21 protein-coding genes and 1 pseudogene are annotated in these 26,718 nt (G+C 59.5%); 11 read left to right on the top strand and 11 right to left on the bottom strand.

Annotation, left to right across the window (positions count from 1 at the left end):
• Positions 1-62: 62 nt before the first annotated feature.
• The 4 genes and pseudogenes from ACIQVE_RS09665 to ACIQVE_RS09650 all read left to right on the top strand — a co-directional run.
• Positions 63-185: pseudogene (locus tag ACIQVE_RS09665) on the top strand (hypothetical protein); the annotation flags it as partial.
• 20 nt (positions 186-205) lie between these two features.
• A complete protein-coding gene (gene fabI, locus ACIQVE_RS09660; RefSeq protein WP_007906751.1) occupies positions 206-1,000 on the top strand; it encodes an enoyl-ACP reductase FabI in 795 nt (264 codons plus the stop codon).
• 149 nt (positions 1,001-1,149) lie between these two features.
• Complete coding sequence (locus ACIQVE_RS09655; protein WP_402807249.1) at positions 1,150-4,299, top strand: hypothetical protein; 3,150 nt, start codon at positions 1,150-1,152, stop codon at positions 4,297-4,299.
• A gap of 167 nt (positions 4,300-4,466) precedes the next feature.
• Positions 4,467-7,631, top strand: coding sequence for a hypothetical protein (locus ACIQVE_RS09650; RefSeq protein ID WP_402807246.1), 3,165 nt, complete (start codon positions 4,467-4,469; stop codon positions 7,629-7,631).
• Positions 7,632-7,726: 95 nt separating this feature from the next.
• On the opposite strand, the gene ACIQVE_RS09645 is transcribed toward ACIQVE_RS09650, so the two are convergent.
• The 4 genes from ACIQVE_RS09645 to ACIQVE_RS09630 all read right to left on the bottom strand — a co-directional run bounded on the left by ACIQVE_RS09645 (position 7,727) and on the right by ACIQVE_RS09630 (position 11,973).
• The gene (locus ACIQVE_RS09645; RefSeq protein ID WP_402807245.1) at positions 7,727-8,692 is read right to left on the bottom strand and encodes a sensor domain-containing diguanylate cyclase; all 966 of its coding nucleotides are present in this window, start codon (positions 8,690-8,692) and stop codon (positions 7,727-7,729) included.
• 62 nt (positions 8,693-8,754) lie between these two features.
• Positions 8,755-9,333 (bottom strand): hypothetical protein, encoded by a 579-nt coding sequence (locus ACIQVE_RS09640; protein WP_402807243.1) that lies wholly within the window; start codon positions 9,331-9,333, stop codon positions 8,755-8,757.
• Position 9,334: 1 nt separating this feature from the next.
• Entirely contained in the window at positions 9,335-11,497 is a 2,163-nt protein-coding gene (locus ACIQVE_RS09635; RefSeq protein ID WP_402807242.1) for a molybdopterin cofactor-binding domain-containing protein, read from the bottom strand.
• 20 nt (positions 11,498-11,517) lie between these two features.
• Positions 11,518-11,973: a (2Fe-2S)-binding protein gene (locus ACIQVE_RS09630; protein ID WP_007965305.1), complete on the bottom strand. Its 456-nt coding sequence runs from the start codon at positions 11,971-11,973 to the stop codon at positions 11,518-11,520.
• Positions 11,974-12,234: 261 nt separating this feature from the next.
• Between ACIQVE_RS09630 and ACIQVE_RS09625 the strand changes: the two genes are divergently transcribed.
• The gene (locus ACIQVE_RS09625; protein WP_402807240.1) at positions 12,235-13,065 is read left to right on the top strand and encodes an alpha/beta fold hydrolase; all 831 of its coding nucleotides are present in this window, start codon (positions 12,235-12,237) and stop codon (positions 13,063-13,065) included.
• Between the two features lie 351 nt (positions 13,066-13,416).
• Here the strand turns inward: ACIQVE_RS09625 and ACIQVE_RS09620 are convergent, their stop codons facing one another.
• Positions 13,417-13,809, bottom strand: coding sequence for a GFA family protein (locus tag ACIQVE_RS09620; protein WP_402807238.1), 393 nt, complete (start codon positions 13,807-13,809; stop codon positions 13,417-13,419).
• A 183-nt stretch (positions 13,810-13,992) separates the two neighbouring features.
• On the opposite strand from ACIQVE_RS09620, the gene ACIQVE_RS09615 reads away from it, so the two are divergent.
• Positions 13,993-14,496: a VOC family protein gene (locus ACIQVE_RS09615; RefSeq protein ID WP_402807236.1), complete on the top strand. Its 504-nt coding sequence runs from the start codon at positions 13,993-13,995 to the stop codon at positions 14,494-14,496.
• A gap of 35 nt (positions 14,497-14,531) precedes the next feature.
• Positions 14,532-15,365, top strand: coding sequence for a helix-turn-helix domain-containing protein (locus tag ACIQVE_RS09610; RefSeq protein ID WP_402807234.1), 834 nt, complete (start codon positions 14,532-14,534; stop codon positions 15,363-15,365).
• A gap of 15 nt (positions 15,366-15,380) precedes the next feature.
• On the opposite strand, the gene ACIQVE_RS09605 is transcribed toward ACIQVE_RS09610, so the two are convergent.
• The 4 genes from ACIQVE_RS09605 to ACIQVE_RS09590 form a co-directional block, all read right to left on the bottom strand.
• Complete coding sequence (locus ACIQVE_RS09605; RefSeq protein ID WP_402807231.1) at positions 15,381-15,968, bottom strand: LysE family translocator; 588 nt, start codon at positions 15,966-15,968, stop codon at positions 15,381-15,383.
• Between the two features lie 207 nt (positions 15,969-16,175).
• Entirely contained in the window at positions 16,176-18,413 is a 2,238-nt protein-coding gene (locus ACIQVE_RS09600; protein WP_402807228.1) for an ATP-binding protein, read from the bottom strand.
• Positions 18,410-19,024 carry a biliverdin-producing heme oxygenase gene (locus ACIQVE_RS09595; RefSeq protein WP_402807226.1) on the bottom strand — a complete coding sequence of 205 codons (615 nt, stop codon included), beginning with the start codon at positions 19,022-19,024 and terminating at the stop codon, positions 18,410-18,412. Before ACIQVE_RS09595 ends, ACIQVE_RS09600 begins: the two co-directional genes overlap by 4 nt.
• A gap of 277 nt (positions 19,025-19,301) precedes the next feature.
• The gene (locus tag ACIQVE_RS09590; protein WP_402807224.1) at positions 19,302-19,715 is read right to left on the bottom strand and encodes a VOC family protein; all 414 of its coding nucleotides are present in this window, start codon (positions 19,713-19,715) and stop codon (positions 19,302-19,304) included.
• Positions 19,716-19,825: 110 nt separating this feature from the next.
• Here ACIQVE_RS09590 and ACIQVE_RS09585 point away from each other — a divergent pair, with 110 nt between their 5' ends.
• The 3 genes from ACIQVE_RS09585 (at position 19,826) to ACIQVE_RS09575 (ending at position 22,490) form a co-directional block, all read left to right on the top strand.
• Positions 19,826-20,908 (top strand): bifunctional transcriptional activator/DNA repair enzyme AdaA, encoded by a 1,083-nt coding sequence (locus tag ACIQVE_RS09585; RefSeq protein ID WP_402807222.1) that lies wholly within the window; start codon positions 19,826-19,828, stop codon positions 20,906-20,908.
• Between the two features lie 31 nt (positions 20,909-20,939).
• Positions 20,940-21,575 carry a DNA-3-methyladenine glycosylase family protein gene (locus ACIQVE_RS09580; RefSeq protein ID WP_402807219.1) on the top strand — a complete coding sequence of 212 codons (636 nt, stop codon included), beginning with the start codon at positions 20,940-20,942 and terminating at the stop codon, positions 21,573-21,575.
• A 405-nt stretch (positions 21,576-21,980) separates the two neighbouring features.
• Positions 21,981-22,490 (top strand): DoxX family protein, encoded by a 510-nt coding sequence (locus ACIQVE_RS09575; protein WP_402807217.1) that lies wholly within the window; start codon positions 21,981-21,983, stop codon positions 22,488-22,490.
• Positions 22,491-22,493: 3 nt separating this feature from the next.
• Here ACIQVE_RS09575 and ACIQVE_RS09570 read toward each other — a convergent pair whose 3' ends face one another.
• Positions 22,494-24,110: a murein L,D-transpeptidase gene (locus ACIQVE_RS09570; protein WP_402807215.1), complete on the bottom strand. Its 1,617-nt coding sequence runs from the start codon at positions 24,108-24,110 to the stop codon at positions 22,494-22,496.
• 151 nt (positions 24,111-24,261) lie between these two features.
• Between ACIQVE_RS09570 and ACIQVE_RS09565 the strand changes: the two genes are divergently transcribed.
• Positions 24,262-24,975: a murein L,D-transpeptidase catalytic domain family protein gene (locus ACIQVE_RS09565; RefSeq protein ID WP_402807212.1), complete on the top strand. Its 714-nt coding sequence runs from the start codon at positions 24,262-24,264 to the stop codon at positions 24,973-24,975.
• A 227-nt stretch (positions 24,976-25,202) separates the two neighbouring features.
• On the opposite strand, the gene ACIQVE_RS09560 is transcribed toward ACIQVE_RS09565, so the two are convergent.
• Complete coding sequence (locus tag ACIQVE_RS09560) at positions 25,203-26,615, bottom strand: MFS transporter (protein ID WP_402807209.1); 1,413 nt, start codon at positions 26,613-26,615, stop codon at positions 25,203-25,205.
• Positions 26,616-26,718: the final 103 nt, after the last annotated feature.

Raw genomic sequence — 26,718 nt, 5'->3', positions numbered from 1 at the left:
AAACATAATTCTACAACAGACATCAACACGCTGAATAAAAATCTATCACAAAACACATCAATTACGTCAAGCATGGCCAAGTGGTCGAACAGGGAGACGCGCAAGCAATCTTTGCCGCTCCCAAACATCCGTATACACAGCAGTTGCTGGAAGCCGCTTTTTTGGCACCAGCCACTGCGCAATAACCTGAAAAGAGGAGCAACACATGGGTTTTCTCGCCGGTAAGCGCGTACTGATCGTCGGTGTCGCCAGCAAGCTGTCCATCGCATCCGGCATCGCTGCCGCCATGCATCGCGAGGGCGCTGAGCTTGCCTTCACTTATCAGAACGACAAACTGAAAGGTCGTGTTGAAGAATTCGCCCAGGGCTGGGGTTCGAGCCCTGAGCTGTGCTTCCCGTGCGACGTGGCCAGCGATGAAGAAATCGCCAAGGTCTTCGAAGCCCTGAGCAAGAAGTGGGACGGCCTGGACTGCATCGTCCACTCCGTTGGCTTCGCCCCGGGCGACCAACTGGACGGCGACTTCACCGAAGCCACCACCCGTGAAGGCTTCCGCATCGCTCACGACATCAGCGCCTACAGCTTCGTGGCCCTGGCCAAAGCTGGCCGCGAAATGATGAAAGGCCGCAACGGCAGCTTGCTGACCCTGTCGTACCTGGGCGCCGAGCGCACCATGCCTAACTACAACGTAATGGGCATGGCCAAGGCTTCGCTGGAAGCTGGCGTACGTTACCTGGCCGGCTCCCTGGGCCCGGACGGCACCCGCGTCAACTGCGTATCGGCTGGCCCGATCCGCACCCTGGCAGCTTCCGGCATCAAGAACTTCCGCAAGATGCTGGCCGCCAACGAAGCGCAAACCCCACTGCGCCGTAACGTCACCATCGACGAAGTCGGCAACGCGGGCGCCTTCCTGTGCTCCGACCTGGCGTCGGGCATCAGCGGTGAAATCATGTACGTGGACGGCGGCTTCAACACCACCGCCATGGGCAACATCGAAGAGTGATTTCGATGTAAAAAAACCGCCTTTCGAGGCGGTTTTTTTTCGTCTGCGCAAAAGTCGCAGGCAGGCAATACATATGTACCACCCGTGCTTCTCCCCGCCGCTCGACAATCGGCGCTCAGCGGCTTTCAACCGCCTATGAGAGAACACAGATGAATGACACCGAATCAGTTTCAGCCACCGGCTTGCGCGAACCTGCGTTGATCCAATGCCTCATTGATGAATTGACAGCGATGCCCGTCGCCAGCGCCGCAGCACCCTTGCGCAGCCTTGAGATTCCACGAGATTGCCTGCTGCGTGAGTGGACAGAACTTTACTGGGCCGCTCTGGAGCGCCCGGACTTTCTCCATTGGGCCAGCCAGTTCGATGTCAATTTCGATACCTTCAGCCCCAAAGGCGAGACATTGCAGGCCCTGACCGCGTCGCACGCAACGCCTACCCTCAGAACATTCACCCTGGAAGACGATTCCGGTTGGTGGCGAATGGCGCCCACCCTGCTGTCGATCTCGCAGCGAATCGATCCGCAGGGGTTTGGTCTGCCCTGTATCGGCGGCAAATCCGCCAATCCGCAGTACCTGTTTCAGCGCCGGTGGGTGCTGGCGTTCTACGGCTATCCAGAACCGCAAAACACCCAGCAGGCGCAGGTGATTGTCAATGAGCTGAAAACCAGCGGTATTGCCGCGATCAACGCCGACGGCTACACAACGTCTGCGGTGATCAAGGAGCGCGCCGAGCAGCTTGAAGATTATCGGGCCATCGCGGCAGAACTGGAGCAGGCCCTGCTGACCAACGAGCAACGGAAACGGCCCTTCGTCCAGTCTCGCATTGCCGAACAGTCGGTATCGCTGACCTCCTGCTCCTTAATGGCCAGGTCAGAGGTTGCGCACAATCTCGGTCACGCCATCACGCGTTACGGCTTCGAACTGCCGACCCATTCCAATGACACCCACGAGCTGATCCTGCGTTTGCGACAGGCTGACTGGCCGCTGCCACCCTATGTCAGTGAATACGTGCAGACCAATCTGCTCACCCGCCGCTACCGCGAAGCGTTTGGTGACATCGAAGACTGTCGGCACATCATCGGGCGACTGGAAGCGCTGAGCTGGAACAAGGAAAGTACGCAGGCGATCAGTCTGGAGGAGTTCAGCCAACCGGAACGTGACTCGAGTTTGGGGCGAATGGTGGCGAGGCACACAAAAGCACTGCTGGAGTTCAGGTCTCATAAAGCCTTTCAAGCGATTCTCAAGAGCAAAAACCTCCCGGCGGACAGTCGGTTGCTTCTGACTGAATCTGGTCATGTAGGCACGGTAGGCACCATCAACAACTGGATCACCCTGACGCAGGACGTCGAGCAAAACCAGGGTCTGAAAGTGCTGCTTCAGCGCCTTAAACGTCTGGCGGGCGATGCTGGCGGAGCCATGCGTACCAACGGTGAAGTCAGCCTGTTACAGATGATCCGCTACTACGAAATGGACGTACCTGAAAACGTCGCCTCCGCCCGCCTCACCGCGCAGTGGGAAAAGGCCCTTCTGATACTGCATCCCGTACACATGGACCACTGGTATCTGTTGGGCCCTCCCGGCAATGGAGATGAACAATTTACCTTGCTGGAACGCCAACTCATCATCGACACCACTGCAGCGTTTCTTCCTTCTGACTCAGCCCCGCTGATCGACTATTTGAGCGAAGGCATCGAAACCTACCTGGCCCGATCCGCTTCCCACGTGAAAGCCGATTACCTGTTCAACCAGATCCTGAGCGCGCCTCGGGCTCACGCACTGGGCAATCAGTTGTTGAGCGCATTCAGATTGACTGGCATGGCAAAGGCACTGAATGCCACAAACCGGGACCGCCTGGTCCTCGCTGCCCTGATATTGAGTCTTGACCCAAGCATGGGAAAGCACACCCAAAAGATCATTTCCCACCCCTTGAACGACCGCTTCTTCTGGGGCGAAAGTCTCAGCGAAGTACGCCGCTTTATCGACGCTCAGTCAGGTTTGGCGCAAGTCAAAAACAAAGGACTGGCCACACACCTGATGCTGTCGGGCATAGCGCCAGAGTTTCTAATTCGTGATATTCCGGATTCGGTCAGTTACATGAGTTCGTGCCGCTGGGTCATGCTCAAACAGATGACGTTGTACATCGAGCAGTTGAAAGTTGGCCTGGCGCGCATGCTGATGTTCGAACAACTGATGACGCTGGCCAAACGCCCGACTCCCGAATTCCAGGCCTTTCGGACCGGGCTCGCGTGCACCTCGCTGCATGTCGACTGGGCCGTCGCCAGAGGCGTGATCCAGCTCGATCCCGACCTCGTCACCAGCACCTACGACTCGTCCACGCTGGAAAAGGCCGACACGTCCTTCCGCACGCACACCCAACAGCTGGATCAACTGCGCCGTGACGGATTTACCTCAGCTTTTCCCACCCCCTACACGGTGGCATTGGCTGACCTGCGCGACATTTTCACCAACCACCCGCACCTCGAGGACAAGGTTCTGGTCTCGACCGACGCAATACCTGCCGCAGGAGTTCTTGAGCCGCAATTCTCTCTGGTTGATCTGCACATGGCCGACCGACTGAAGTCCGACATGACGGGCTGGCGCTCGACGCTTGCCGAATTGAATCTGGAAACCATGGCGCCGCAGTTTTCCAGATTAAAGAAGGTTTGCGGGCAATTTTCTTTCGCCCTCACTAGCCGTTTGGCTCAGATGAGAAAAGCCTGTCTTGCCTTGATCAAGGAGGCATTCTGCGAGTTACCTTTGCAACAACGCGTCGATATCGAAGACACCACACTGGAACTGCTTGCGCTGCACCCGGTGCCTACGCCCGGGAAAGCTCCCGTTACCGATACAGGACCATTCGCCATCATCGCAGTGGCAAGCGGTTACACCTTGCGGGTTTTCGAAGTCTTTGCCCGCCACTCGCTCGTGCAATTACGCCGGGACATCAATCCCTCGCTGCTGGAGCCATCAGCCGACAACGCGACGACGCGGTCATTGCCCATCGACGGTGAAGCCTACCTGCGAGGAACGCGCCCTACGCATCCGGCAAATTGCCACGCGCGCATTGAACGTCTCGACGTTTTGGGAGCGCCGTTCCCGTCGCAACCCGTTACGACGCCCGACACGTTCCTGTCGGCCAAGGTCAACGCCATCGCCCAAGCAGCGGTCGACCAGTTGTTCAAGGGGCGTGAAGCATCAGCTCACCAACGCGCGATGGCCACCATCCACCTGAGAGATACCGACACTTGCCATGCAATCTGGCTGGCGTTTTATCAATCCTTGAGCCCAGACGAGCAATGAAACCTTAGACTTGGCTGAATAAAAACCGCCAGGTTGGCCGCCTTTCGAGGCGGTTTTTTTGTCTGCGCAAAGTTGCTGGCAGGCAATACATATGTACCACCCGCCCTTCACCTCATCGCTCGACAATCGGCACTCAGCGGCTTTCAACCGCCTATTGGAGAACCCAGATGAATGACAACGAATCAGTTTCAGCCACCGGCCTGCGCGAACCCGCATTGATCAAATGCATCATTGATGAATTGACAGCGGTGCCCGTCGTCAGCGCCACAGCGCCTTTGCGCAGCCTTGAGATCGCGCGAGATTGCCTGCTGCGTGAGTGGACAGAACTTTACTGGTCCGCTCTGGAGCGCCCGGATTTCCTCGACTGGGCCAGCACGTTCAACATCGATTTCGATACTTTCAGCATCAAGGGCGACAGGTTAGAGGTGCTGGTCGCGTCCGGCGCCACGCAGACCGTCAAGACATTCAGACTGGAAGACAATTCCGGGTGGTGGCGAATGGCGCCGATCCTGCTGGCGATCTCGCAGCGAATCGACCCGGCGGGGTTCGGTCTGCCCTATATCGGCGGCAAATCTGCCAACCCGATGTATCGTTTTCCGCGCCGGGTGGTGCTTGCATTTTATGGTTATCCCGAGCCGCAAAACACGCAGCAGGCGCAGGTGATTATCGATGAGCTGAAAACTTCCGGTATCGCAGCCATCAATGCCGACGGCAATACAACGTCTGCTGTGGTCAAAGAGCGCACCGCGCAACTGGAAGATTTCCGGGCCATCGCGCTAGTACTCGAGCAAGTCCTTCAGAACAACGAGCAAAGCAGCCTGCCCTTCTTCCGGTGGAGCATTGCCGGGCCGCCGGTATCGCTCACCTCTGGTTCTTTACTGGCCAGCACCGAGGCGGTGCTCAATCTTGGCGAAGCGATTACCCGCTACGGCCTCGAGTTGCCGGCAAACGCCAGCGAGACCCGCAAGTTGATCCTGCGCTTGCGTGAACCGGCCTGGCCGCCTCTGCCCTATGTGAGTGAATACATACAGACCGACCAGCCCATCCAGCATTTTCAGCTGGCGTTTGGTGAAATCGTGGACTGTCAATACATCGTCGGGCGACTGGAGGAGTTGAGCCTTAACAAGGAGCCAACGGCAATGGTCGATCTGAGCGAGCTCATCAAACCGGATCCAGCTTCGACATTGGGGCAACTGATCGCGGTGTATACAAAAACCCTGCTGGCGTTCAGGTCCAACCCCGCCTTTCAAGCCATTCTCGAACGCGAGAATCTTGCGGCGCGCAGCCGGTTGCTGGTGACCGAGTCAGGTCACATTGGCACCGCCGGTGGCAACTCCGACTGGATCACCCTGACGTCACAGGTCGCTCAGCACAAGGCGCTGAAAGTCTTGTTCGAAAGGCTCCTACCGCTGGCCGCCGAGGTCGGTGGAGCCTTGCGTAGCAACGGAGAAGTCAGCCTGTCGCAGATGATGCGTTACTACGAAATGAGCGTACCTGAAAATGTCGATTCCGCCCGCGTCATCGCGCAGTGGGAAAAGTCCCTTCTTATCCTCCACCCCGCCCACATGGATCACTGGTCTTTGTTGGGTCCTCCCGGCACTGAAGCTCAACGATTCACCACACAGGAACGCCAACTCATCATCGATACCACCGAAGCGTTTCTTCCTCCAGATTCAGCTCCGCTGATCGACTATTTGAGCGAAAGCGTCGACACCGACCTGCCCCGGGCTGCCCTGCAAGCCAAAGCGGATTACCTGATCAATCAAATCCTGATCACGCCCCGCGCGCACACACTGGGCAACCAACTGTTGAGCAAATTCAAGGGGCCCTACAGCGAAAAGGCACTGATTGCGATCAACCGCGAACGCCTGGTACTCATTGCCCTGATACTCAGCCTCGACCCGAACGCTGGCAAGCAGACCACACGGCTCATTGGCCACGCCTTGAACGACAGTTTTTTGTGGGGTGAAAGTAGCACCGAGGTGCGCCGCTTCATCGACTATCAACCTGACCTGGCGCGAGTCAAAAACAAAACACTGGCCACTCACCTGCTGCTATCGAGCATAGCGCCCGAGTTTCTGATTCGCGATATCCCGGAGTCCGCACGCTATATAACGTCGTGTAACTGGGTCAGACTCAAACAGGTGGTGTTGTACATCGAACATCTAAAAATGGGTCTGTCGCGCATGATCCCGTTCGAACAACTGATGAATCTGGTCAAAAGTCCACTCCCCCCTTTCGAGACGTTTCGGGCCCAGCACGCGAGCGCCTTGCTGCTCGTCGACTGGGCAATCGCCAGGGGCCTGATCCAAAGTGATAGCGACATTGACCTCAGCGCCTATGATGCGCGCACGCTGGTAAAGGCTGACATCGCCTTCCACGCGCACACCCAACGACTGGACCGGCTGAGCCGTGACGCTTTTCACTCACCCTTCCCCACCCCCTACACGGTGGCACTGGCAGAACTGCGCAACGTCTTTACCAATCACGCGCACCTGGAGGACAAGGTTCTGGTCTGGTCCGATGGGAGCCCTTTCGCGGCAAGCCATCCGCCGCAATACTCCCTCGTGGAACTGCACATGGCCGACAAACTGAAGCCCGACATGACGGGTTGGACCTCGAAGCTGGTGCAACTGAATCTGCAAACAATGGCTGCACAGTTTTCCGCGCTGGGGAAGGTCTCGGAGCAGTTTCAATCCGCCCTCGCTGACCGTTTGACTCACTTGAAAGATGCCCACGCGGCCTTGATCAAAGAAGCGTTTTGCGAGTTGCCGTTGCAACAAAGGGTCGATATCGAAGATTCCACACTGGAACTGTTTGCATTGAGCCCTGTACCAGAGACACCTGCGGCGGCTGAATCGCAGAACAACGCTAATCCCGATACGGGGCCGTTCGCCATAATCGCGCTGCTACGCGACTACATACCCCGGGTTTTCGAAATCTTCGTCCGGCACTCGCAGGTGCAGTTGCGCAGGGACATGGACTGGACACTGTTGAAGCCAACAGCCGACAACGCGGCACCGCCTTCATTGCCAATCGACGGTGAGGCATACCTGCGAGGCACGCGCCCCGAGAGCCCGGCAAGCTGCCACGCCAGGATTGAACGTCTGGACGTTGCGGGGGCACCGTTCGCGCAGCGGACCGTAGCGACGCCCGACACCTTTTCATCCGCCAAGGTCAATGCCATCGCCCAGGCAGCGGTCAATCAGTTGTTCAAAGGGCGAGAAGCGGCAGCGCTGGAGCGTGCAATGGCCACCGTCGACCTGAGAGACGCCGAAGCCTGCCACTCGGTATGGATGGCGTTCTATAAACCCTTGAGTCTGTCCGAGTAACGGAACCTCACTCCTGCAGGTTTCTCTGGAGTCCTGGAAATCCGAGTCCACCACAGCCGCCTGAGGGAGTGAGCCTGCTTGGGATAGCGTCCGGATTAACTACGCTTCAACGCCTGCTTATGCGCATACATTGCCCCATCCGCATCGGCCAGCAACCGATCCACGGTTTCATGGCGCTGCGGGTCGTATTCGATCTGGCCGACGCTGAAGCGGATGGCGTAGCCGCGATGCAGGGTGGCGTTGCGTTCTTCGAGAATCTCTTTGAGGCGTGTCATGACCGCGGCGGTTTCGATGTGGCTGGAACCGGTCAGCAACGCGACAAATTCATCGCCGCCCAGGCGCCCGACCACGTCGCTCTCGCGAAAGGCGATACGTAGCACATCGGCGAAGATCTTGAGCGCGCTGTCGCCCTCGGCATGCCCGTAAAGATCGTTGATCTGTTTGAAGTCATTGAGGTCAAAAAACAGCAACGTCGCCGGACGTTTCAACCGTGCGCAGGCGTCTAGAGCATGTTGGGCCAATTGCTTGAAGCCGCGACGGTTGGACAGCAGCGTCAGCTCGTCCATGCTCGCCATTTGAACTGCCGTCAGCTCTTGCTCGGCCATTTCAGCCAGATCACGCAGCAGCGCACGCTCTTCTTCGTCGAGATCACGGGGTTTGGTGTCGATCAGGCACAACGTGCCCAACTTGTTGCCAGTGGGCACGGTCAGCGGATAGCCAGCGTAGAAACGAATCTTAGGCTCGCCGGTCACCAACGGATTGTCATGGAAGCGTTCATCCTCGCGGGCGTCGCGCACCAGCAGGAGGTCATCCTTGAGAATCGCATGGCCGCAGAAGGAAACATCCCTCGAAGTCTCCGTAGCATCGAGCCCGACGCAGGACTTGAACCACTGACGGTCCTTGTCCACCAGCGTCACCAGGGCGATCGGCACATTGAACAAACGCTTGGCCAAGCGCGTGAGTCGGTCGAAACGCTCTTCGGGAGCCGAATCGAGAAGTTTGAGGCCATGCAGCGCTTGGATGCGCGCCTCTTCGTTGGCAGGTTTTCCGGGAACCAGCATCACATACTCCATTGGCATCAATGCTCCTTAGAGTAGCGCTAATTCCACCCGGACTCACCTCATCAACCATCCACCACTGGACATGGCCCGCCAGCACCGGCCCAGAGCTTGAATTGGTTCACGAATATGTCGTGGGGCACCGGCACTGGCGCGCGACCTGTTCCGGGGTTCCAGCCCCAAAGCACCAGTTTGTCCTCGCTGACGTGTTTGATCAGCGCGGCGAAGTCGCGGTCGCCGTTGCTCGAACGGTCCTTGATCATCGCGCACAGTTTGTCCGGCGGCAGGCCGATCCAGGCCATTTTGTGCGCCGCTGGCGGCAGACTCCAGTGCGGCGCGCCCGGAGGTGCATGGGGGCCGTAGCTGGCGGGCGGATTGTTTTCGGCATGACAGGTGGCACAAGGCAAACCGGCGGCGCCCTTGCCGTCCATGCCGCGCACCACGCTCATCGCATGAGGAACGCCGGCGTCGAATTGCAGCGGTGCATCACCGGGAATGTGGCAGTTCTGGCAGCGCGGGCTCTGGAAGACTTTCTGTACCGTGCCGAAGGCTTTCAAGGCCTCCTGATCATCGGCGAACAAATCCGAGGCATAACCGCCCAGACCGACCAACACCACCGTTCCCAAGACTAGATGTCGTTTCATTTCACACCCCCGCCAGTTGCAGCGGCAGTTCGCGCAGACGTTGCCCGGTCAGAGCGTACACCGCGTTGGCCACCGCCGGCGCGGTCGGCGGCACACCGGCCTCGCCGATGCCGCCGGGTTTGTCGCTGCTGGGCACGATGTGCACCTCGACCACCGGCATTTCGTTGAGCCGCAGCACCTGATAATCGTGATAGTTGGACTGCACGACCGCACCGTCCTTGAGCGTGAGCTTGCTGTGCAGCGCCATGCCCAGGCCGAAGGTGATGCACGATTCCATCTGCGCCGCGATGCTCTGCGGGTTGACTGCAATCCCACAGTCCACCGCACACACCACCCGATGCACGCGAATCGTCAGATTGTCTTGCGACACCTCAGCAACCTGCGCCACATAACTGCCAAACGATTCGTGCACCGCCACCCCTAGGGCATGGCCGTCCGGCAGCGGCGCTGTCCAGTTGGCCTTTTCCACCGCCAGATTGAGCACCCCGAGATGACGCGGATGCTCCTTGAGCAATATTCGCCGATATTCAACCGGGTCCTTGCCCGCCGCCGTGGCCATTTCGTCGATCAGCGATTCCATGACAAACGCCGTGTGGCTATGCCCCACCGAACGCAGCCAGAGCACGTTGATCCCGGTTTGCGGCGAATGCAAATCGACCTGATGATGGGCCAGCCCTTTGACATACGGACTGTCGCTGACACCTTCGACGGACGTCGGATCGATGCCGTTCTTGACCATGGTCGCTTCCATCAACGTACCAGTCATGATCGATTGCCCGACCAACACATGCTGCCAGCTCAGCGGCATTCCATCGGTGCCAAGGCCGATCCGCGCCTGGTGCAGGAACATCGAGCGGTAGTAACCGCCGCGGATATCGTCCTCCCGCGACCACACGGTTTTCACCGGCAGGCCCGCCGCTTTCGCCACATGCACGGCTTCAGCGACAAAGTCCGAAGTCGGATTGGCCCGGCGACCAAATCCGCCGCCGAGGAATTCGGTGTGGATTTCCACCTGCTCGGGTTTCAATCCGGTGATTTTGCCGGCGACCATTTGGTCGAGCGTCTGAAACTGCGTGCCCGTCCAGATTTCACATTTCTGCGCGCTGATTTTCACCGTGCAGTTCAACGGCTCCATCGGCGCATGCGCCAGATACGGCACGCTGTACTCGACGTCGATCTTCTTCGCTGCTTTGCTGAAGTTGCCCTTGGCATCCCCCGCCTGACTGGCTGACGTACCCGGCGTTGCGGCCAGTTTGCGAAAGCTCTCCAGCAGTTTTTCACTGCTCAGATCGGCGTGAGGCCCCAGGTCCCAATCGACTTTCAGCGCATCGCGGCCCAGTTTCGCCGCCCAGTAATGCTCGGCGATCACCGCCACACCACTCGGCACCTGCAGCACTTTATGTACGCCCGGGATCGCCAGTGCTTGAGCGCCTTCGAAGGATTTGACCGTCGCCCCAAACACCGGCGCGCGCGCGACCATGGAGGTCATCAAACCCTCGAACTGCACGTCCATGCCGAACTTGGCGCGGCCGGTGATTTTCTCGGGGGTGTCGAGGCGTTTGGTCGGTTTGCCGATGACTTTCCAGTCCTTGGCCTCCTTGAAGGTGATGGATTTCGGATCCGGTACCGGCAGTTGCCCGGCGGCGTCCGCCAGTTCGCCGTAGGTTGCGCGTTTATCGCCGGCAATCACCACACCCGATTCGGTGCGAATCGTCGAAGGCGCGACGCCAAAGCGCTTGGCCGCCGCTTCGACCAGCATCTGCCGGGCCGTTGCTCCGGCCAGTCGATAACGGTCGAACTCCATCCAGGTCGACGTCGAGCCCCCAGTAATCTGCATGCCGCCAAAACCGGGCATGCCGTAATCCGCCGCCGACGCGGGCGAATGCTCGACGCGAATGGTCGACCAGTCAGCGTCCAGTTCTTCGGCGATCAGCATGGTCAGGCCGGTCCAGATACCCTGCCCCATTTCCGAATGGCCAAGCAGCACGGTGACGCTGTTGTCGGCGCCGATCCGCAGAAACGCATTCGGCGCAAAGACCTTGCCTTCATTCTCTGCCGCCATGGCAAACCGATGGCCGCCGGGCACGGTAAACGCCACCACCAGACCACCGCCCAACACGGCGCTGCCTTTGAGAAACCCCCGACGCGATACGGGACTGTTCATCGTTTATCTCCCCGTCGGATTCACCCGATCTCGGCCGCACGTTTGACCGCTGCGCGAATTCTTGGGTAAGTGCCGCAGCGGCAGATGTTGCCGGAGAGCGCTTGATCGATATCGCTGTCGGTAGGTTTGGGGATTTTCGCCAGCAAGGCAGCGGCCGACATGATCTGCCCGGACTGACAGTAACCGCACTGCACCACATCGAGTTCGGCCCAGGCCTGCTGCACCGGGTGCGAGCCATCCGTGGACAAACCTTCGATGGTGAGGATTTTCTGCCCGTGGGCGACGGCCGTGGCCGGGGTGATACAGGCACGCAACGGCGCGCCATCGACATGCACGGTGCACGCGCCGCACTGCGCCATACCACAACCGAATTTGGTGCCAGTCAGGTGCGCGACATCGCGCAGGACCCAGAGCAATGGCATGTCCGCAGGGACATCAAGCTCTTGATCCTTGCCATTGATATTCAAAGTCAGCATCGGGGTTTTCCTCAGACTCACGGTGTTCTGAAGGGGCGTCACTGCGGCCGCAAAAGCCTGCGCGCGCCTCGGCTTATCCCTTTCAGCAAAGCCTAAATTGCGCCTCAAGCCAGACGTTGCGACCACCGGTCATGCACATGTCGGCTTTAATCCTACAGTTGATAACGGCTCGCACTGGGCCGCCACAGCAACACTCGTACCAGCGAACCGATTCGCGAACACCTCGCGGGTTGCCCTCCATATTGGTCAGGAGTAGCGAACATGGGATTTGTCACCACCAACTACGGCGTCGAAATTTTCTACAAGGACTGGGGACCGAAGAACGCTCCGGTGATCCACTTCCACCATGGCTGGCCGCTCAGCTCCGACGACTGGGATGCGCAGATGCTGTTCTTCCTCGCGCAAGGCTTTCGGGTGATTGCCCATGATCGCCGTGGCCACGGGCGTTCGAGCCAGGTCTGGGACGGTCACGACATGGATCACTACGCCGATGATGTGCTGGCGGTGGTCAACCATCTGGGCGTGAAAAAAGCCGTGCACGTCGGCCACTCCACCGGCGGCGGCGAGGTCATCCATTACATCGCCCGCCATGGCCAGGACAAAGTCCTCAAAGCCGCGATCATCAGCGCCGTGCCGCCACTGATGGTCAAGACCGAAAGCAATCCCGGTGGCCTGCCCAAATCGGTGTTCGATGACTTGCAGGCGCAACTCGCCGCCAGTCGCGCGCAGTTTTACCGCGACGTGCCGAGCGGGCCGTTCTACGGCTACAACCGCCCCGGCGCCAAGGCGCAGGAAGGTGTTATCGCCAACTGGTGGCGTCAGGGCATGATCGGCGGTGCCAAGGCACATTACGACGGCATCGTGGCGTTCTCGCAGACCGATTTCACTGAAGATCTGAAACGCGTGACGGTGCCGGTGCTGGTGATGCATGGCGAAGATGACCAGATTGTCCCCTACGAGAACTCGGCGCCTTTGTCGGCGAAACTGCTGCCAAATGGCACGCTGAAATCGTATCCAGGATTTCCGCACGGCATGCCGACGACCGAGGCGGCGACGATTAATGCTGATTTGCTGGCGTTTATTCGAGGGTGAGCATTGCTGGAGCCAGCCACCTGACCCTGTGGGGGTTGGCTTGCCAGCGATGGCGTCGGGTCAGGCTCGGTTGCAGCTTATGATCTTGATCCACAGGCTCCATCGACACATCTTTAAACAGTCAAAAGCAAACCCTCACCCTAGCCCTCTCCCAAAGGGAGAGGGAACTGATCGAGGTGTTTGGGAGAGGTACGCCGACGTGAAATACCGAGTCGAACGCAAGTTTTGAAAAGCCCAAAAATCGGCCCCCTCTCCCTCGGGAGAGGGCTGGGGTGAGGGGCAAACTCAACACAAGACCAAAAGCCGATTGCATACCACCTTGAGCGTTAGCTCGGCTGCAACTCTTGAACTCTAATCCTCAGAACGCCCACGACTCTCGCGGTCACGCAGGTAATGGTGAGCAACGGGCAGCGCCGGCAGCCAAGACTCACGCCGAATCGTCCAGAGCTCATAAGTGGGTTTGAATTGATCAGGCTGATCAAGCGACCCCACGTTCACCTCAACTTCATCAGCCGACCGCGTAAACACAGGAGAACCACAGCGTGGGCAAAAAAACCGCCCGTTGTAGTCACGCGTTTCGCCGGTAACCGTCACCGCGCTTTCAGGAAAAATCGCCGACGCGTGAAACAACGCACCATGGCGTTTCCGACAGTCGAGACAATGACAAAGCCCCACACGGTAAGGTTGCCCTGAGGCTTCGAAACGGATGTCGCCGCAAAGGCAGCCGCCGGTGAATCGTTCCATTGTGGGTCTCCTCGCACCGTACACACGGTTTGTGTTGATCACAGGCTATAGAAACCCGCCAGCTCTCACAGGTTCCTGGGAAGGGCGCGCTGAATCCAACTTGTCGATCTACGGCAACGCTAATCGACCCGAGACTGACTACGCTGTTAATCCAGCATGTCTTACCTGCCGAGGACGACTGCCATGCAACGCTTTCAAAAACTCACCCCGTGCCTGTGGTTCGACGATCAGGCTGAAGCCGCCGCGAAGTTCTACTGCTCGATCTTCGATCATTCGAAAGTCACCGGTCTGACCCACTACAGCAAGGTCGGCCAGGAATTTCACGGGCAGCCGGAAGGCGCCGTGATGACCGTCAGTTTTGAACTCGACGGCCATACCTTCACCGGGCTCAATGGCGGGCCGCTGTTCAAGTTCAGCGAGGCCATATCGTTCCAGGTCAACTGCCAGAATCAGGAAGAAATCGACCATTTCTGGGGCAACCTTTCTGCGGGCGGGCCGGCGCAAGCGCAGCAATGCGGGTGGCTCAAGGACAAGTTCGGTGTGTCGTGGCAGATCGTGCCGGTGGCATTCATGCACATGATGCTGGATGCGGACACCAGTAAGTCGCAGCGGGCAATGCAGGCGATGTTCGCGATGAAAAAACTCGACATCGCCGAACTGGAACGAGCCTTTGCCGGCCGCAGCTAATACACTCGAGCGCTGGCCTGCCGGGAATGACTTCGATGAAACACGCTGCCACTAAAAACCCTGAAAAAGCCCCGCGTTTCTGGCGTGATGAGGCCCTGCCGTTCATTGAGGCACGGGCCATCGCCGATGGTCGCGAGGTTTGCTACGCGCGGCATTCCCACGCGCATTTCTCCATTGGTGCGATCACTGCCGGGCGCAGCACTTATGTGCATGAACAAGCACAGTTCGAGGTCGCCGCCGGCACCGTGGTGCTGATGAATCCTGGCGATGTGCATGCATGCAATCCGATTGATGATCAGCCGTGGTCGTACCTGATGCTGTACGTGGAAACGCCCTGGCTGACCGATCTCCAGCATCAGTTGGGCTTCAGTTCGCAGCTTGAGTTTCGCCGCTTTGCGACCACTCATGTCAACGATACCAATCTGTTCTGCAACCTCAACGAGTTGTACGAAATACTGGTCGACGACCAGCAGGATGTCCTGCGCAAGCAGAGCGCAGCGGTGGAGTTTTTCACCGATCTGCAATTGCGTCTGAACCCGGCGCAACCGCCGTTGCGCGAACCGAATTTCAAGCTGGAACGCGCCGCCGACTTTATCCGCGAGCACTGTACTGATCTGCTCAGCCTTGATGACATCTGCGCAGCGGCACAGCTGTCACCGTCCTACCTGATCCGCGCCTTCAAGCAGCGTTTCGGCATGACCCCGCATGCGTTTCTGGTAAACCAGCGCATCCAGTTCGCTCGCGAGCGGTTACGCAACGGGCAGTTGATTGCCGATGTGGCGCTAGAGGCGGGGTTTGCCGATCAGGCGCATTTTCAACGGGCGTTCAAGCAACATCTGGCGGCAACACCCGGCCAATATCGCGGCTGACACTCCTACAGGGCGCTATGGCAGCAACAGATAAACCGCACTCACCACCAACAACCCCGCCATCATCCGATTGAACAGGCGCATCCCCGCTGGATTACCCAGATACCCGCGCAAGAACGTCCCGGCGTAGACCCAGCAGCCCACCGACACATAGCAGATCACCAGATACACCGCCGCAAACTGCCAGACCAGCCGAGCTTCGCCATCAGCAACAAACGCACCCATGCCGGCCACGCAGGCCAGCCAGGCTTTCGGGTTGAGCCATTGCATGACTGCGCCATAGAGCATGGAGGGCGCGCGCGCCGAGTCGCCGGCATTCAGTTGCCCATCATCGGTTGCGAGTTTCCAGGCCATGAACAGCAGAAACGCCACGCCGGCCAGTTGCACCACGCGGGTCATGAATGGCCAGAGCTTGAGGACTTCGTGCAGGCCCAACCCCATCAGCACCAGCAACAGCACAAACCCCAGCGTCGCCCCGGCGACATGCCGCTGACTGGCGCGAAAGCCGAACTGCGCGCCGGAACTCAGCGCCACGATGTTGACCGGGCCGGGAGTAATGGACGCCGCCAGGGCAAACGCCGCCATCGAAACAATCAGACTCATCGCACACCTGCTTCAAAACGAGGAACAAGGTGCTCAAGGTAAACAGCGCCTGGTCCCCGGTATTGAAGAAAATCACCCTGAAAGCGCAAATACCTTGTGGGAGCGAGCTTGCTCGCGAAGGCGTCAGATCAGCGGACATCTCTTCTGGATGACCCACCGCATTCGCGAGCAAGCTCGCTCCCACAGAGTCCGCGCAATCCAGATGGATCAGTCCAGGCGTGGCACGGTGAATCGGAATTCGCTGCCCTGCCCCAGTTCGCTCTCGGCGAAGATTTGTCCGCCATGGGCTTCGACGATGCCTTGGCTGATGTACAAACCCAGGCCGGTGCCGGTCGGATTGCCTTCTTTCACCGTCCAGTAACGGTCGAACACATGCGGCAGGTGTTCCTTGGGAATGCCTTCGCCGCTGTCACGCACGGTGAAGACGATGTCGCTGCCGACGGATTTGGCACATACGCCAATCGTGCCCCGACGCGGGGTGAACTTGATCGCGTTACCGACCAGATTCGACAGCACCTGAAACATTCGCTCGGGGTCGGCGTGGATGTGCAAGTCGTGATCAGCAGTGAAGGAAATGCTGATGTCCTTGTCCAGCGCCAGCGGCGCGAGCAGTGCTTGTGCCTCTTCGAACATCTGGCTGACATCGAGTTTCTGCGGCGTGATGCTGTAGCGCCCGGCGTCGATCTTCGAGGTGTCGAGCAAGTCTTCCAGCAGCGTATTCATACGCCCGGCCGCCTGTTGCATGGTGTCGATGGCCGTGGCGATTCGCCGCGAGGTGTGCGGGCCGTCGGAGCTGAAGGTCTTCTGCAACAGACCGCAGAGCATCGAAATGACCGTCATTGGATTACGCAGATCGTGCGACACCACCGCCACCAGTTCATCGCGGGCGCGAACGGCTTCCTGCTCACGGCGCACCTGGCGCGCCAAATCGTTTTCCAGCGCCGAGCGGCGCAAATCATTGGCCGCAAACAAGTCGCCATGGCTCCACTTGGTGGAGATCCCGGCCATTTCGACTTTCCAGATTTCGAACGACGTGCGCGGACGCAGGCGCATGCCCGCATCGGAGTTTTCCAGGTCGAGCGGCTTGCGTGGATCGCCGCTCCAGTTGATGTTTTCTTTGACTTCCGGACGGAACCACAACACGCCGTTGTCCACCGGCTTAGGCAGGCTCAAGGCGAGTACGCCGCTGGCCACCTGCTGATATTCAGCCGCAGGTGGAAAAACACTGGCCAAGTGGTGACTGGCGAACACCGGCTCGCCGGTTTCCAGCAGCCATTGGTGCAGCGCGCGGACCTCTTGCGGTTCGGGGCAGTTGCCGTAACGGTGCAACTGTTTGTCTTCAATGATTGCGATGCCGCCGGCATTGGCCAGCGCCATCAGAATTTGTGGCTGATTGGCCAGACCGTCAAAGACGTTTTGCGGCGAATCGATCATGGCCTGATTGAGCAGCGCCAACGCCTCGACCTTTTCTTCGCGCTGACGGCTGACCTCCAGCGCCTCCATCGCACTGATCTGTAGCGACAGCACCTGGCCGATGGTCTGGCACGCGATGCGCAATTCATGCGGTACATGTAGCGGCTGACGGTTGCCGCAACTGATCAGGCCCCAGAGTTTATCGCCCTTGAGTAGGGAAATACTCATCGACGAAAGCACGCCCATGTTCTTCATGTACTGGCAGTGAATTGGCGAGACGCTGCGCAAAGTGGCGAAACTCAAATCCAGCGGCGTCTGCGTATCCGGACGCAGCTTCGGCACCAAGGGCACCGGTTGATAGTCGGCGTTGGGAATAATCCGTAGCCAATTGGTGCGATACAACTCGCGTGCCTGCTCGGGAATATCGGAGGCCGGGAAGAACAGACCGTTGAAGACTTCCATCGACAGGTCGGACGCTTCGGCGATGACCTGGCCGTGCCCTTCTTCCTCGAAACGATAGATCAGCACCCGGTCGTAACCGGTCATCGCCTGGATTTCCTTGACGCTGATGTCATACAGCGCCTGTAACGACGTGGCCGCTTGCAGACGCTGGAGCATGCGCCCCAGATTTGTCTGATTACCGGCGACGTTGCGCGGCTGAAAGTTTTCGATGTGGATTTCCAACTCAAGAATCAACACACCCTGATGCCGATGCAGCAACCCCTCGAACGCGGTGCCATTCAGATGGAGGTACAACCGCGGCGCGTCGAAGAACGCCGCTTGCTGCAAGGCCTCACGCACCTGTTCTGTGCGCGCTTCACCCAGCAGCTCCCGCAATGGCCGGCCAACCAACGCCTCTGGCGCACGGCCCAGCAGGGTTTCGACGTTGGCGCTAACCTGAATGATCGTAAGGTCTGGCTCGCTCAACGTCAGCAGCAAACCGTGCGGCTGGATCGCGCCGGGGAAGCGGATCGGTTCGTCAGCACAGTTGGCTAGCAGCTCTTCAAACACTTCCTTGTCTTGCGGACTCATGCCAGTACCTCGCGGCTTTCGAGCCAGCGTTCGAAACAGCTGAATGTGGATTGCGCAGCGATCACCACGGCTTGGCACTCATCGGCGTCCATCGGGCGATTGCCCAGGTATTCGATGAAATCGCGCCAGTGACGGCCGGTGGCAGCGCCGTAGACATAGAGGAAGGCAGCGCCGTTGGCTGCTTCAAGGCCCAACCGTACGGAGATTTCTCGACGCAGGATCTGTCCGCCGAGGGTTGCGCCTTCGAGCACGTACAGCACACCGAGGCTGGCAGCGGCCGAATCGATCACCGGCAATTGATCACAGACCGGCAGGGTTTCCAGCACTTCGGAGGCCAGACCCAGCGCGAGCAGATCGCCGCGCAACGTGTGGGTTTTCAGCCGTGGCGTCAGGTCGAAATCGTCGGGGACTGAACCACTGCTCTGCAAAGCGCTTTCCAGCGGCAAATAGAAGCCGTAATAGGCCTGCATCAGACGTTCAAAAGCTTGGGCATCAAGGGTATCGGAGAAAAAAGGCAGGCGTTTTTCCAATGCGATGTGCAACTCGGCAGTGCCGGCCCGCAGATCTTGAAGCACCGGTGGCACACACACTTCACGAGCCTTTGCTTGCATTCGAGTCGCTCTTGGTTGGGCCGCCTGGGGCCATGTGGGGTTCGCAACACAAGGGCGGATATTACATGGCATACGCCCTTGCTAACCGGATAGATAGCTTTATCTGGCAAAACCAAAACCTGTGAGCGGGTCAGAGTCGGCTCGTAGCCGAAAAGTTCGCCTTACTTGCGACGCTGTACTGCGACAGCGACGCGTCACTGTATAGATAGGACGCGTAGGGGTTGTGGTGAAGGTTGTTATCGGCGGCGGCCTCGGTGCTGTTGATGGCGAAAAGGGCCTAAGCCCGCGACGGGCCTTTGAGCTCGACCTGATTGCCGTCCGGATCGAAACAGTGCAGCGACAGGCCGTTGCCCTCGGCACCAAAACGGGTCGCGGCTTTCTCGACGCTCAGGCCGTGCGCCTGCAAGTGCTCGGTGAGCATCGCTTCATCGAATGGCTCGATGCGCAGGCAGAAGTGATCGACGTTGCGCTGCTCGGCACCCGCCGCCCCGCCACCCTTGCGGCCGATTTCGCCCGCAAGGTCGACGAGATCGATCATCGACGTACCGGCGCGCAAATGCACCAGCCCCAGCGGTCCATTGCGTTTGACCACCTCGGCACCGAACACCTGGCCGTAGAAATCGATGCTGCGTTGCAAGTCGCCGACGCGCAGGACGATGTGATCAATGTGCTGAATTACAAACGGATGCATTGGGCATACCTCAATCAACTACGGCAGCACCTACAATAGTTCAGCATTAGCCGGAATTCATTGTCGATTTTTCGGTGGAGCCATCGCGAATCTGGTTTTACTCTCACGCCATGAACATACAAACCGCTGCCCTGCCGCCCCACGCCGAGATGGTTCGCGCCATGCTCGAACGCGACACCGCCTATGAAGGCGTGTTCTTCACGGCCGTGAAAACCACCGGCATCTTCTGTCGCCCGAGCTGCACGGCGCGCAAACCGAAACCTGAGAACGTAGAGTTCTTCGCACATGCCGACGAATGCATGTCGGCCGGTTACCGCGCCTGTCTGCGCTGCAAACCGCTGGACGCTGCGGCCATTGCACCGGACTGGGTGCAGCGTTTACTCACGACCGTCGACGCTGACCCCGAGCTGCGCTGGAGCGATGCGCAATTGCTCGCCGAAGGCATTGAGCCGCTGAAGCTGCGGCGCTGGTTCAAGCAGCATTTCGGCATGACGTTCCATGCCTGGCTGCGCACCCGGCGCCTGGGCATGGCGCTGGGCGGGATCAAGCAAGGCACCTCGATCGACCACGCGGCGTTCGATTCCGGGTATGAATCGCTCAGCGGTTTTCGCGATGCCTTCCAGAAGTCATTCCACATCACCCCGGGCCGCACCGCCCACAGTGAACCGCTGCTGTTTACCCGACTGACCACGCCGCTGGGGCCGATGATCGCCATGGCCGAACAACGTGGCCTGGTATTGCTGGAGTTTCTCGACAGGCCGGCATTGACCCGGGAAGTCGAGGAATTGCAGAACCGCTATGGCTACGTGGTCGCACCGGGGCATAACGCGCATTTGCAGCAGATCGAGCGTGAACTGGCGCAGTATTTCGCCGGCCGCTTGACCGAGTTTAGCGTCGCCTTGCACCTGCCCGGCAGCGAGTTCGCCCGGCAAGTCTGGTCGGCCCTGCAGCAAATTCCCTACGGTCACACCAGCACCTACGGCGCCGTTGCCGCAGGCTTGGGTAAACCCGGTGCCAGTCGCGCGGTGGGCCTGGCCAACGGTCAAAATCGTCTATCGATTGTGGTGCCGTGTCATCGCGTGATCGGCGCGGACGGCTCGCTCACCGGCTATGGTGGAGGTCAGCCGCGCAAGGCGTTCCTGCTGAGACTGGAAAACGCCGCCGTTCAGCTCACGCAACAACTGGCTTTCTGACTGCCCGGCTCAAACGACAAGAAGGATTTCGATGGGCTCACTCGACCCTTATCAAGCGCAAAGTGAATTCCTCGCCGCGCTCGATGCCGACTGGCAGCGACACATCGCCGCTGTCGGCCCTTGCCTGCATCAACCGCATCCGGCGCGCGATCCGTACGAATCGCTGGTGCGGGCGATTGCCTATCAGCAACTGCATGCCAAGGCGGGAGATGCGATTGTCGGGCGGTTGGTCGGGTTGTTTCCCGGGCAATCGTTTCCACGACCGGGGCAAATCCTCGCAACCGGGTTTGATCAACTGCGCAGCTGTGGGTTTTCGGCGGGAAAGATTGCGACGATTCAGGGAATCGCCCAAGCGACGCTGGATGGCGTGGTGCCGGATTACGCCACGGCGTTGGCGATGGATGATGAAGTGCTGATCGAGCGGCTGGTCAGCCTGCGCGGTGTCGGGCGCTGGACGGTGGAGATGTTGTTGATCTACAGCCTTGAACGGATGGACATCTTGCCGGCGGATGATTTTGGCGTGCGCGAGGGGTATCGGCGGTTGAAGGGATTGGAGGTGCAGCCGACGCGCAAGCAGATGGTTGAGATTGGTTTGGGCTGGAGTCCTTATAGAACGGTGGCGGCTTGGTATTTGTGGCGGGTGCCGAAACTGCTGCCCTCACCCTAACCCTCTCCCAGGGGTAGAGGGGACTGACCGGGGGATATTGGAGAGTTACGCCGACTTGAGCGATGTTGGGGGAATCCATAAACGATTCGCCCTCACCCTGGCCCTCTCCCAGAGATTGAGGGGACTGATTGGGGGATATTGGAGAGCTACACCGACGTGAGCGCTGTTTGGGGAATCCATAATCGATTCGATTTTTCAGGTCGATGGATGACGCAAGACACCTCGGTCGGCTCCCTCTCCCTCCGGGAGAGGGCTGGGGTGAGGGGCTGCTGTATCGCACTGTGTCTAACCCCGCCGCAGACACACCAAGCCCACTTTCCCCTGACCCGACGACACACCACCGACACACCCCAACCTTCAAATATCCCGGTCGATCCCCCTCACCCGATCCACCGGAGATTCACCATGACCCTCTCAAGCGCCGTCAAAGGCGTGCACCTGAACCTCGACCGTGCCGGTGCCTGGCTGGCGCCGCTGACCCTGCGCGTATTTATCGCCTGGGAATTTTTCGAATCGGGGCTGGAGAAGTTCAATGGGCAGAACTGGTTTGATGACATTCAGGAAAAATTCCCATTCCCCTTCGATCACCTGCCGGCGACGCTGAATTGGGAACTGTCGATGTGGGCCGAACTGATCTGCGCCTTGGCGATTCTGATCGGTTTCGGCACGCGGATCTCGACCATTGCGCTGATCGTAGTGACCGTCGTCGCCACCGCCGCCGTGCACTGGCCTGCCGAGTGGTCGACGCTCAGCGAACTGGCACAGGGATACGCCATCACCAACAAGGGCTTCGGCAACTTCAAGCTGCCAGCGATTTACCTGGCAGCTTTGGTACCGCTCGTATTCACCGGCGCCGGCAAGTTGAGCATCGATGCATGGCTGGCGCGGGTGTTGTGGAATCACCGCAATCGTTGAGGCTCAGTGCACGCGATCAAGGCCCGCCAACAAGGCGTGGTCGAAACTGTAGATATCCGGCGAGTAGCGTACGTGGCCGGCGGCATCGACCTGCGCCGTCCAGTAGGTCATCAGGATCGGCACCGGCGCCGACAAGCGAAATTCATGGGTGGCGCCGGTGGCGAGCAAGGTCTCGGTGCGCGCCCTTTCCGCCGGGCTGAGCAGCAGATCGCGCAATTGCATCGGGTGCTCGACCCGCACACAGCCGGAGCTGAACGCCCGTGGCCCTTTTTCGAACAACGCCTTGCTCGGCGTGTCATGCAGGTACACCGAGAACGGGTTGGGGAAGCGAATGACCATCTGCCCCAACGGGTTACGCGGCCCCGCGTCCTGGCGCAAAAGGATGTTGCCGGGGTGGTCCCAGTCGATGTCCTCTGCTGCCAACGGCTGACCGCTGGCATCCAACACCTGCAGATTATGCCGACTGAGGAAGGTCTGGTCCTTGCGGATTTCCGGCAGTTTGTCTTCCTTCCAGATGGTTGGCGGCACGGTCCAGGTCGGGTTGAGGGTCAGGCGCGTGACGCGGGATTTGAGCAGCGGCGTCTGGCGCTCGGCACGGCCGACCTGGGTGCGCGTCTGCCACACTGGTTGGCCGCCCTGATACAGGGTCAATTCGGCCGCAGCGACGTTGACCAGCAAACCATCGGGCTCCATGTCCTGGGCCATCCAGCGGAATCGTTCGAGGTTGACCCGCAGCTGTTCGCGGCGGGTCAGCGGGCTGATGTTGAGTTCGGCAATTGTCCCCGGCCCGACCACGCCGTCAGCCTGCAACGAATGGTTGGCCTGGAAGCTTTTCACCGCGTCCACCAACTCGCCCTCATAAGCATTGTCAGCCGGGGTGATGGCGTGGGTCAGATAGCCTTCGCTGTACAAGCGCTGGGCCAATTCCGGCACGCGCTTATCTGCCGTGGACGGGCGTAACAGCGGCCCGCTGCCCACCGACTGCCATTTTGGCAAGGCTGTGAGCCGTTGCGCGGCGTAGAGCTGGCGCAGTTTCTGGTATTGAGGCAGTTGCGGACGGGCCAGGTTGAACGCCGCTGGAATGTCATGCATACCCGGCACGGCAATCGCCAGCAGTTCGGCCTGACGGTCACGCTGGGTGTCATCGGCATGCCACAAGGGCTCGAAGTGCGATTGCAGCAGACGGCCGTAATGCAGGTCCTGCAGGGCTTGCAGGTAATAGCGGCTGATATCGATATCGGCGCACAACTCGCCTTCCTGCGGCGCAGTGAACGCGACCGGGTAGCGTTGCGGGCTGAGGCCATCGTCGGCCAACAACGGCAATTGCGCCTGTAAGGCCTGCAATCGTCCGGATTCACTAGCCCATACCGGCAACCAGTCCTGCTGCTGATAGAAGGCTTGCAACTGTTGCAACGACGGGCCGCTGAGCTGTTTTGCAAGCGCCGGGCAGGTCTGTGGCAGACCGATCAATACGGCATGCAACGGACTTTGCGGCTCAACCGGCATTTCGGCAGGAGGTGTCGGCAGCGTCTGCAACGGCGGCAGCGATTCACCCGCACAAGCGACAAACGGCGCTGCGAGCAAACAAATGCTCAAGTAGCATGCGTACTTTTTGAACAACTGCTTTACTCCAATCCATGGCCACCTAGATGATGGCCAACCTTACATCAGGTGCGCTGAACAGTCAGGCTCGAACTTCGGGCTTGCAGGTTACGACTGGGAGTCAGGAGCCAAAGTGCCAAATAAGTAGCAAGTTGAGGACACTTTATAAATGTTGACGTATTTGCGCCGACTTCTGCTGACCACCGCGACCCTTGTCGCCGTGAGCAGTCCAGCTTTTGCCGCCGGCAAACCATCGCCGGTTCTCTTCACCAGCCTCGCGCACGCCGCGCCAGAACTCAATCCCCAGGCGCTGAAAGGTGCCTTGAGCGCCATGCAGTGTGCGGTCAACAACGGTGCGAAGCCATCCCGCCACCTGGCGATCATCGACTATTCGCAGCCGTCCACCGAACGCCGACTATGGATCTTTGACCTCAACCGGAAAAAACTGGTGCTGCGCGACCTGGTCGCCCACGGTTCCAACTCCGGGGAAAACTTCGCCACGCAGTTTTCCAATGTCGAAGGCAGTTATCAATCCAGCCTCGGTTTGTTCCGCACTCAGGAAAGCTACAGCGGGGCCCACGGTTACTCGCTGCGCATGGACGGTCTGGAACCCGGTTTCAATGATCTGGCCCGTGATCGCGCTATCGTCATTCACGCCGCCGATTACGTGAATCCGCTATGGAGCAAGCGTCAGGGCCGAATCGGCCGCAGCCAGGGTTGCCCGGCCGTCCGCCCGCAAATTGCGAAACAGGTGATCGACAAACTGAAGAACGGCCAGTTCATGTTCTCCTGGTACCCGGATCAGCGCTGGCTGAGGAAATCGCCGTATCTCAACTGCCAGCCGCAGCAGGTGGCGAGCATCATCAGCACCCACGCCAGCTAAGAGAAACACCGCAAAGCCCTATAGGAGTGGTGTGCACCAATACTGCGAAGACCGCAAAACCTGTGGGAGCTGGCTTGCCAGCGATGGCGGTGGGTCAGTCAACATCAATGTTGACTGTGCCGACCTCATCGCTGGCAAGCCAGCTCCCACAGGGATTAGCGGTGCTCACAGTTTTTCGATCCAAACAGATTTCCCGTGGGAGCCAGCCTGCTGGCGATAGCGGCAGGTCAGTCACCGGAGGTTTTGGCTGTACCGACGCCATCGCAAGCAGGCTCACGCCTGCCGCTGATCTGCATTCGGCTGATGATCAGGGCCATGACCATCAACGCCGTGCCAACGCCGAAAGTGATGTGCATGCCACTGCCGATGACGGCGGCGGGCGCTTGGGTCGGGTTGCCGGTGGCCAGGGCAAACACCGCCCCCATCGCCGCCGCGCCGGTGATCAATCCCAGATTGCGTGCCAGCCCGAGCAGCGCCGACACCACGCCGCGTTGATCCTGACCGACCGTCGCCATCAATCCGGTATTGTTGGCCGCCTGGAACAGCGCATAACTGCCGGCGATCACCGTCATCGGCAACACGTAACCAGCCAGTCCGAAACTCATCGGCAACAACGCCAATAACCCGCAACCGCAGACCATCCCGAGCAAGGCGCCCGGCACCACCCGCTGTGCGCCAAAGCGATCGACCAGCCGTCCGGCCGGCACGCCACCGAGCGCGGCCAGCAACGGCCCGACCGACAACACCAGTCCGACCAAGGTGTGGCTGAGATCCAAACCGCGACTCAGGTAAAACGGCCCGACCACCAGCGTGGTCATCATCACGGTTGTCACCAGCAACGTCAGCGCCAGACTGCTGCTCAGGCGCAGATCGGCGAACAGTGACAGGCGAATCAGCGGTGCCTTGGCTTTTGTCTCGACCACGATGAACAACCCCGCGCCGCACAGGCAGATCAACAGCAACGCCAGCGTGAAACCATCAAGCGTCATCGCCAGCGCATAGGCCGCCAGCGTCAACACCAGCACCCCGCTGCCAAGGTAATCAAAGGTAACTCGCGACCCTGCTGGCCGATCTGCCGGCAGATAGCGGTACACCAGCCACGCATTGAGCAATCCCAATGGCACGTTGAGCAAAAATATCGATTGCCAGCCAACATGCGCCATCAACAATCCACCCAGCGACGGACCGAGTGTGGTGCCGGTGGCCGACATCGTCGCCAGCAATCCCATCGCACTGCCCGCCCGCGTTTTGGGTACCGCATCGGCCACCAGTGCGACCGTCAACGCAAACATGATCGCCGCGCCAACGCCTTGCACCGCCCGTGCGCCGATCAGCCAGCCAAGTCCCGGCGCCAGCGCGCAGCACAACGAAGCGCTGGTAAAAATGCCAATCCCGATCAACAGCAAGCGCCGCCGACCGAAGCCATCGCCCAGACGTCCGACGCTGACAATTAACGTGGTGATCGCCAGCAGGTACGCCAGAACAATCCACTGCACCTGCTGGAACGTCGCATCAAACGCCGCCGCCAGTGTTGGCAACCCGGCGTTGGCGATGCTGGTGTCCAGCGACGGCATCAGCATCGACAGCGCCAGACTGGTCAGCGCCCAGCGGGCTTGGGTGCTCAGGGGTTGTCGGGGCATGGGGGGCTCACTGTGCAAAAGATCATGCGTCGTAGCCTGAGCCTCGACAATACAAGGCGCAAGACGCATGCTTTGCACTCAATACCTGCATGGAACGCCATGT

Source organism: Pseudomonas sp. NPDC098747 (assembly GCF_044760045.1).
Taxonomy (GTDB): domain Bacteria; phylum Pseudomonadota; class Gammaproteobacteria; order Pseudomonadales; family Pseudomonadaceae; genus Aquipseudomonas.
This window is presented reverse-complemented; position numbering and strand designations above follow the sequence as displayed.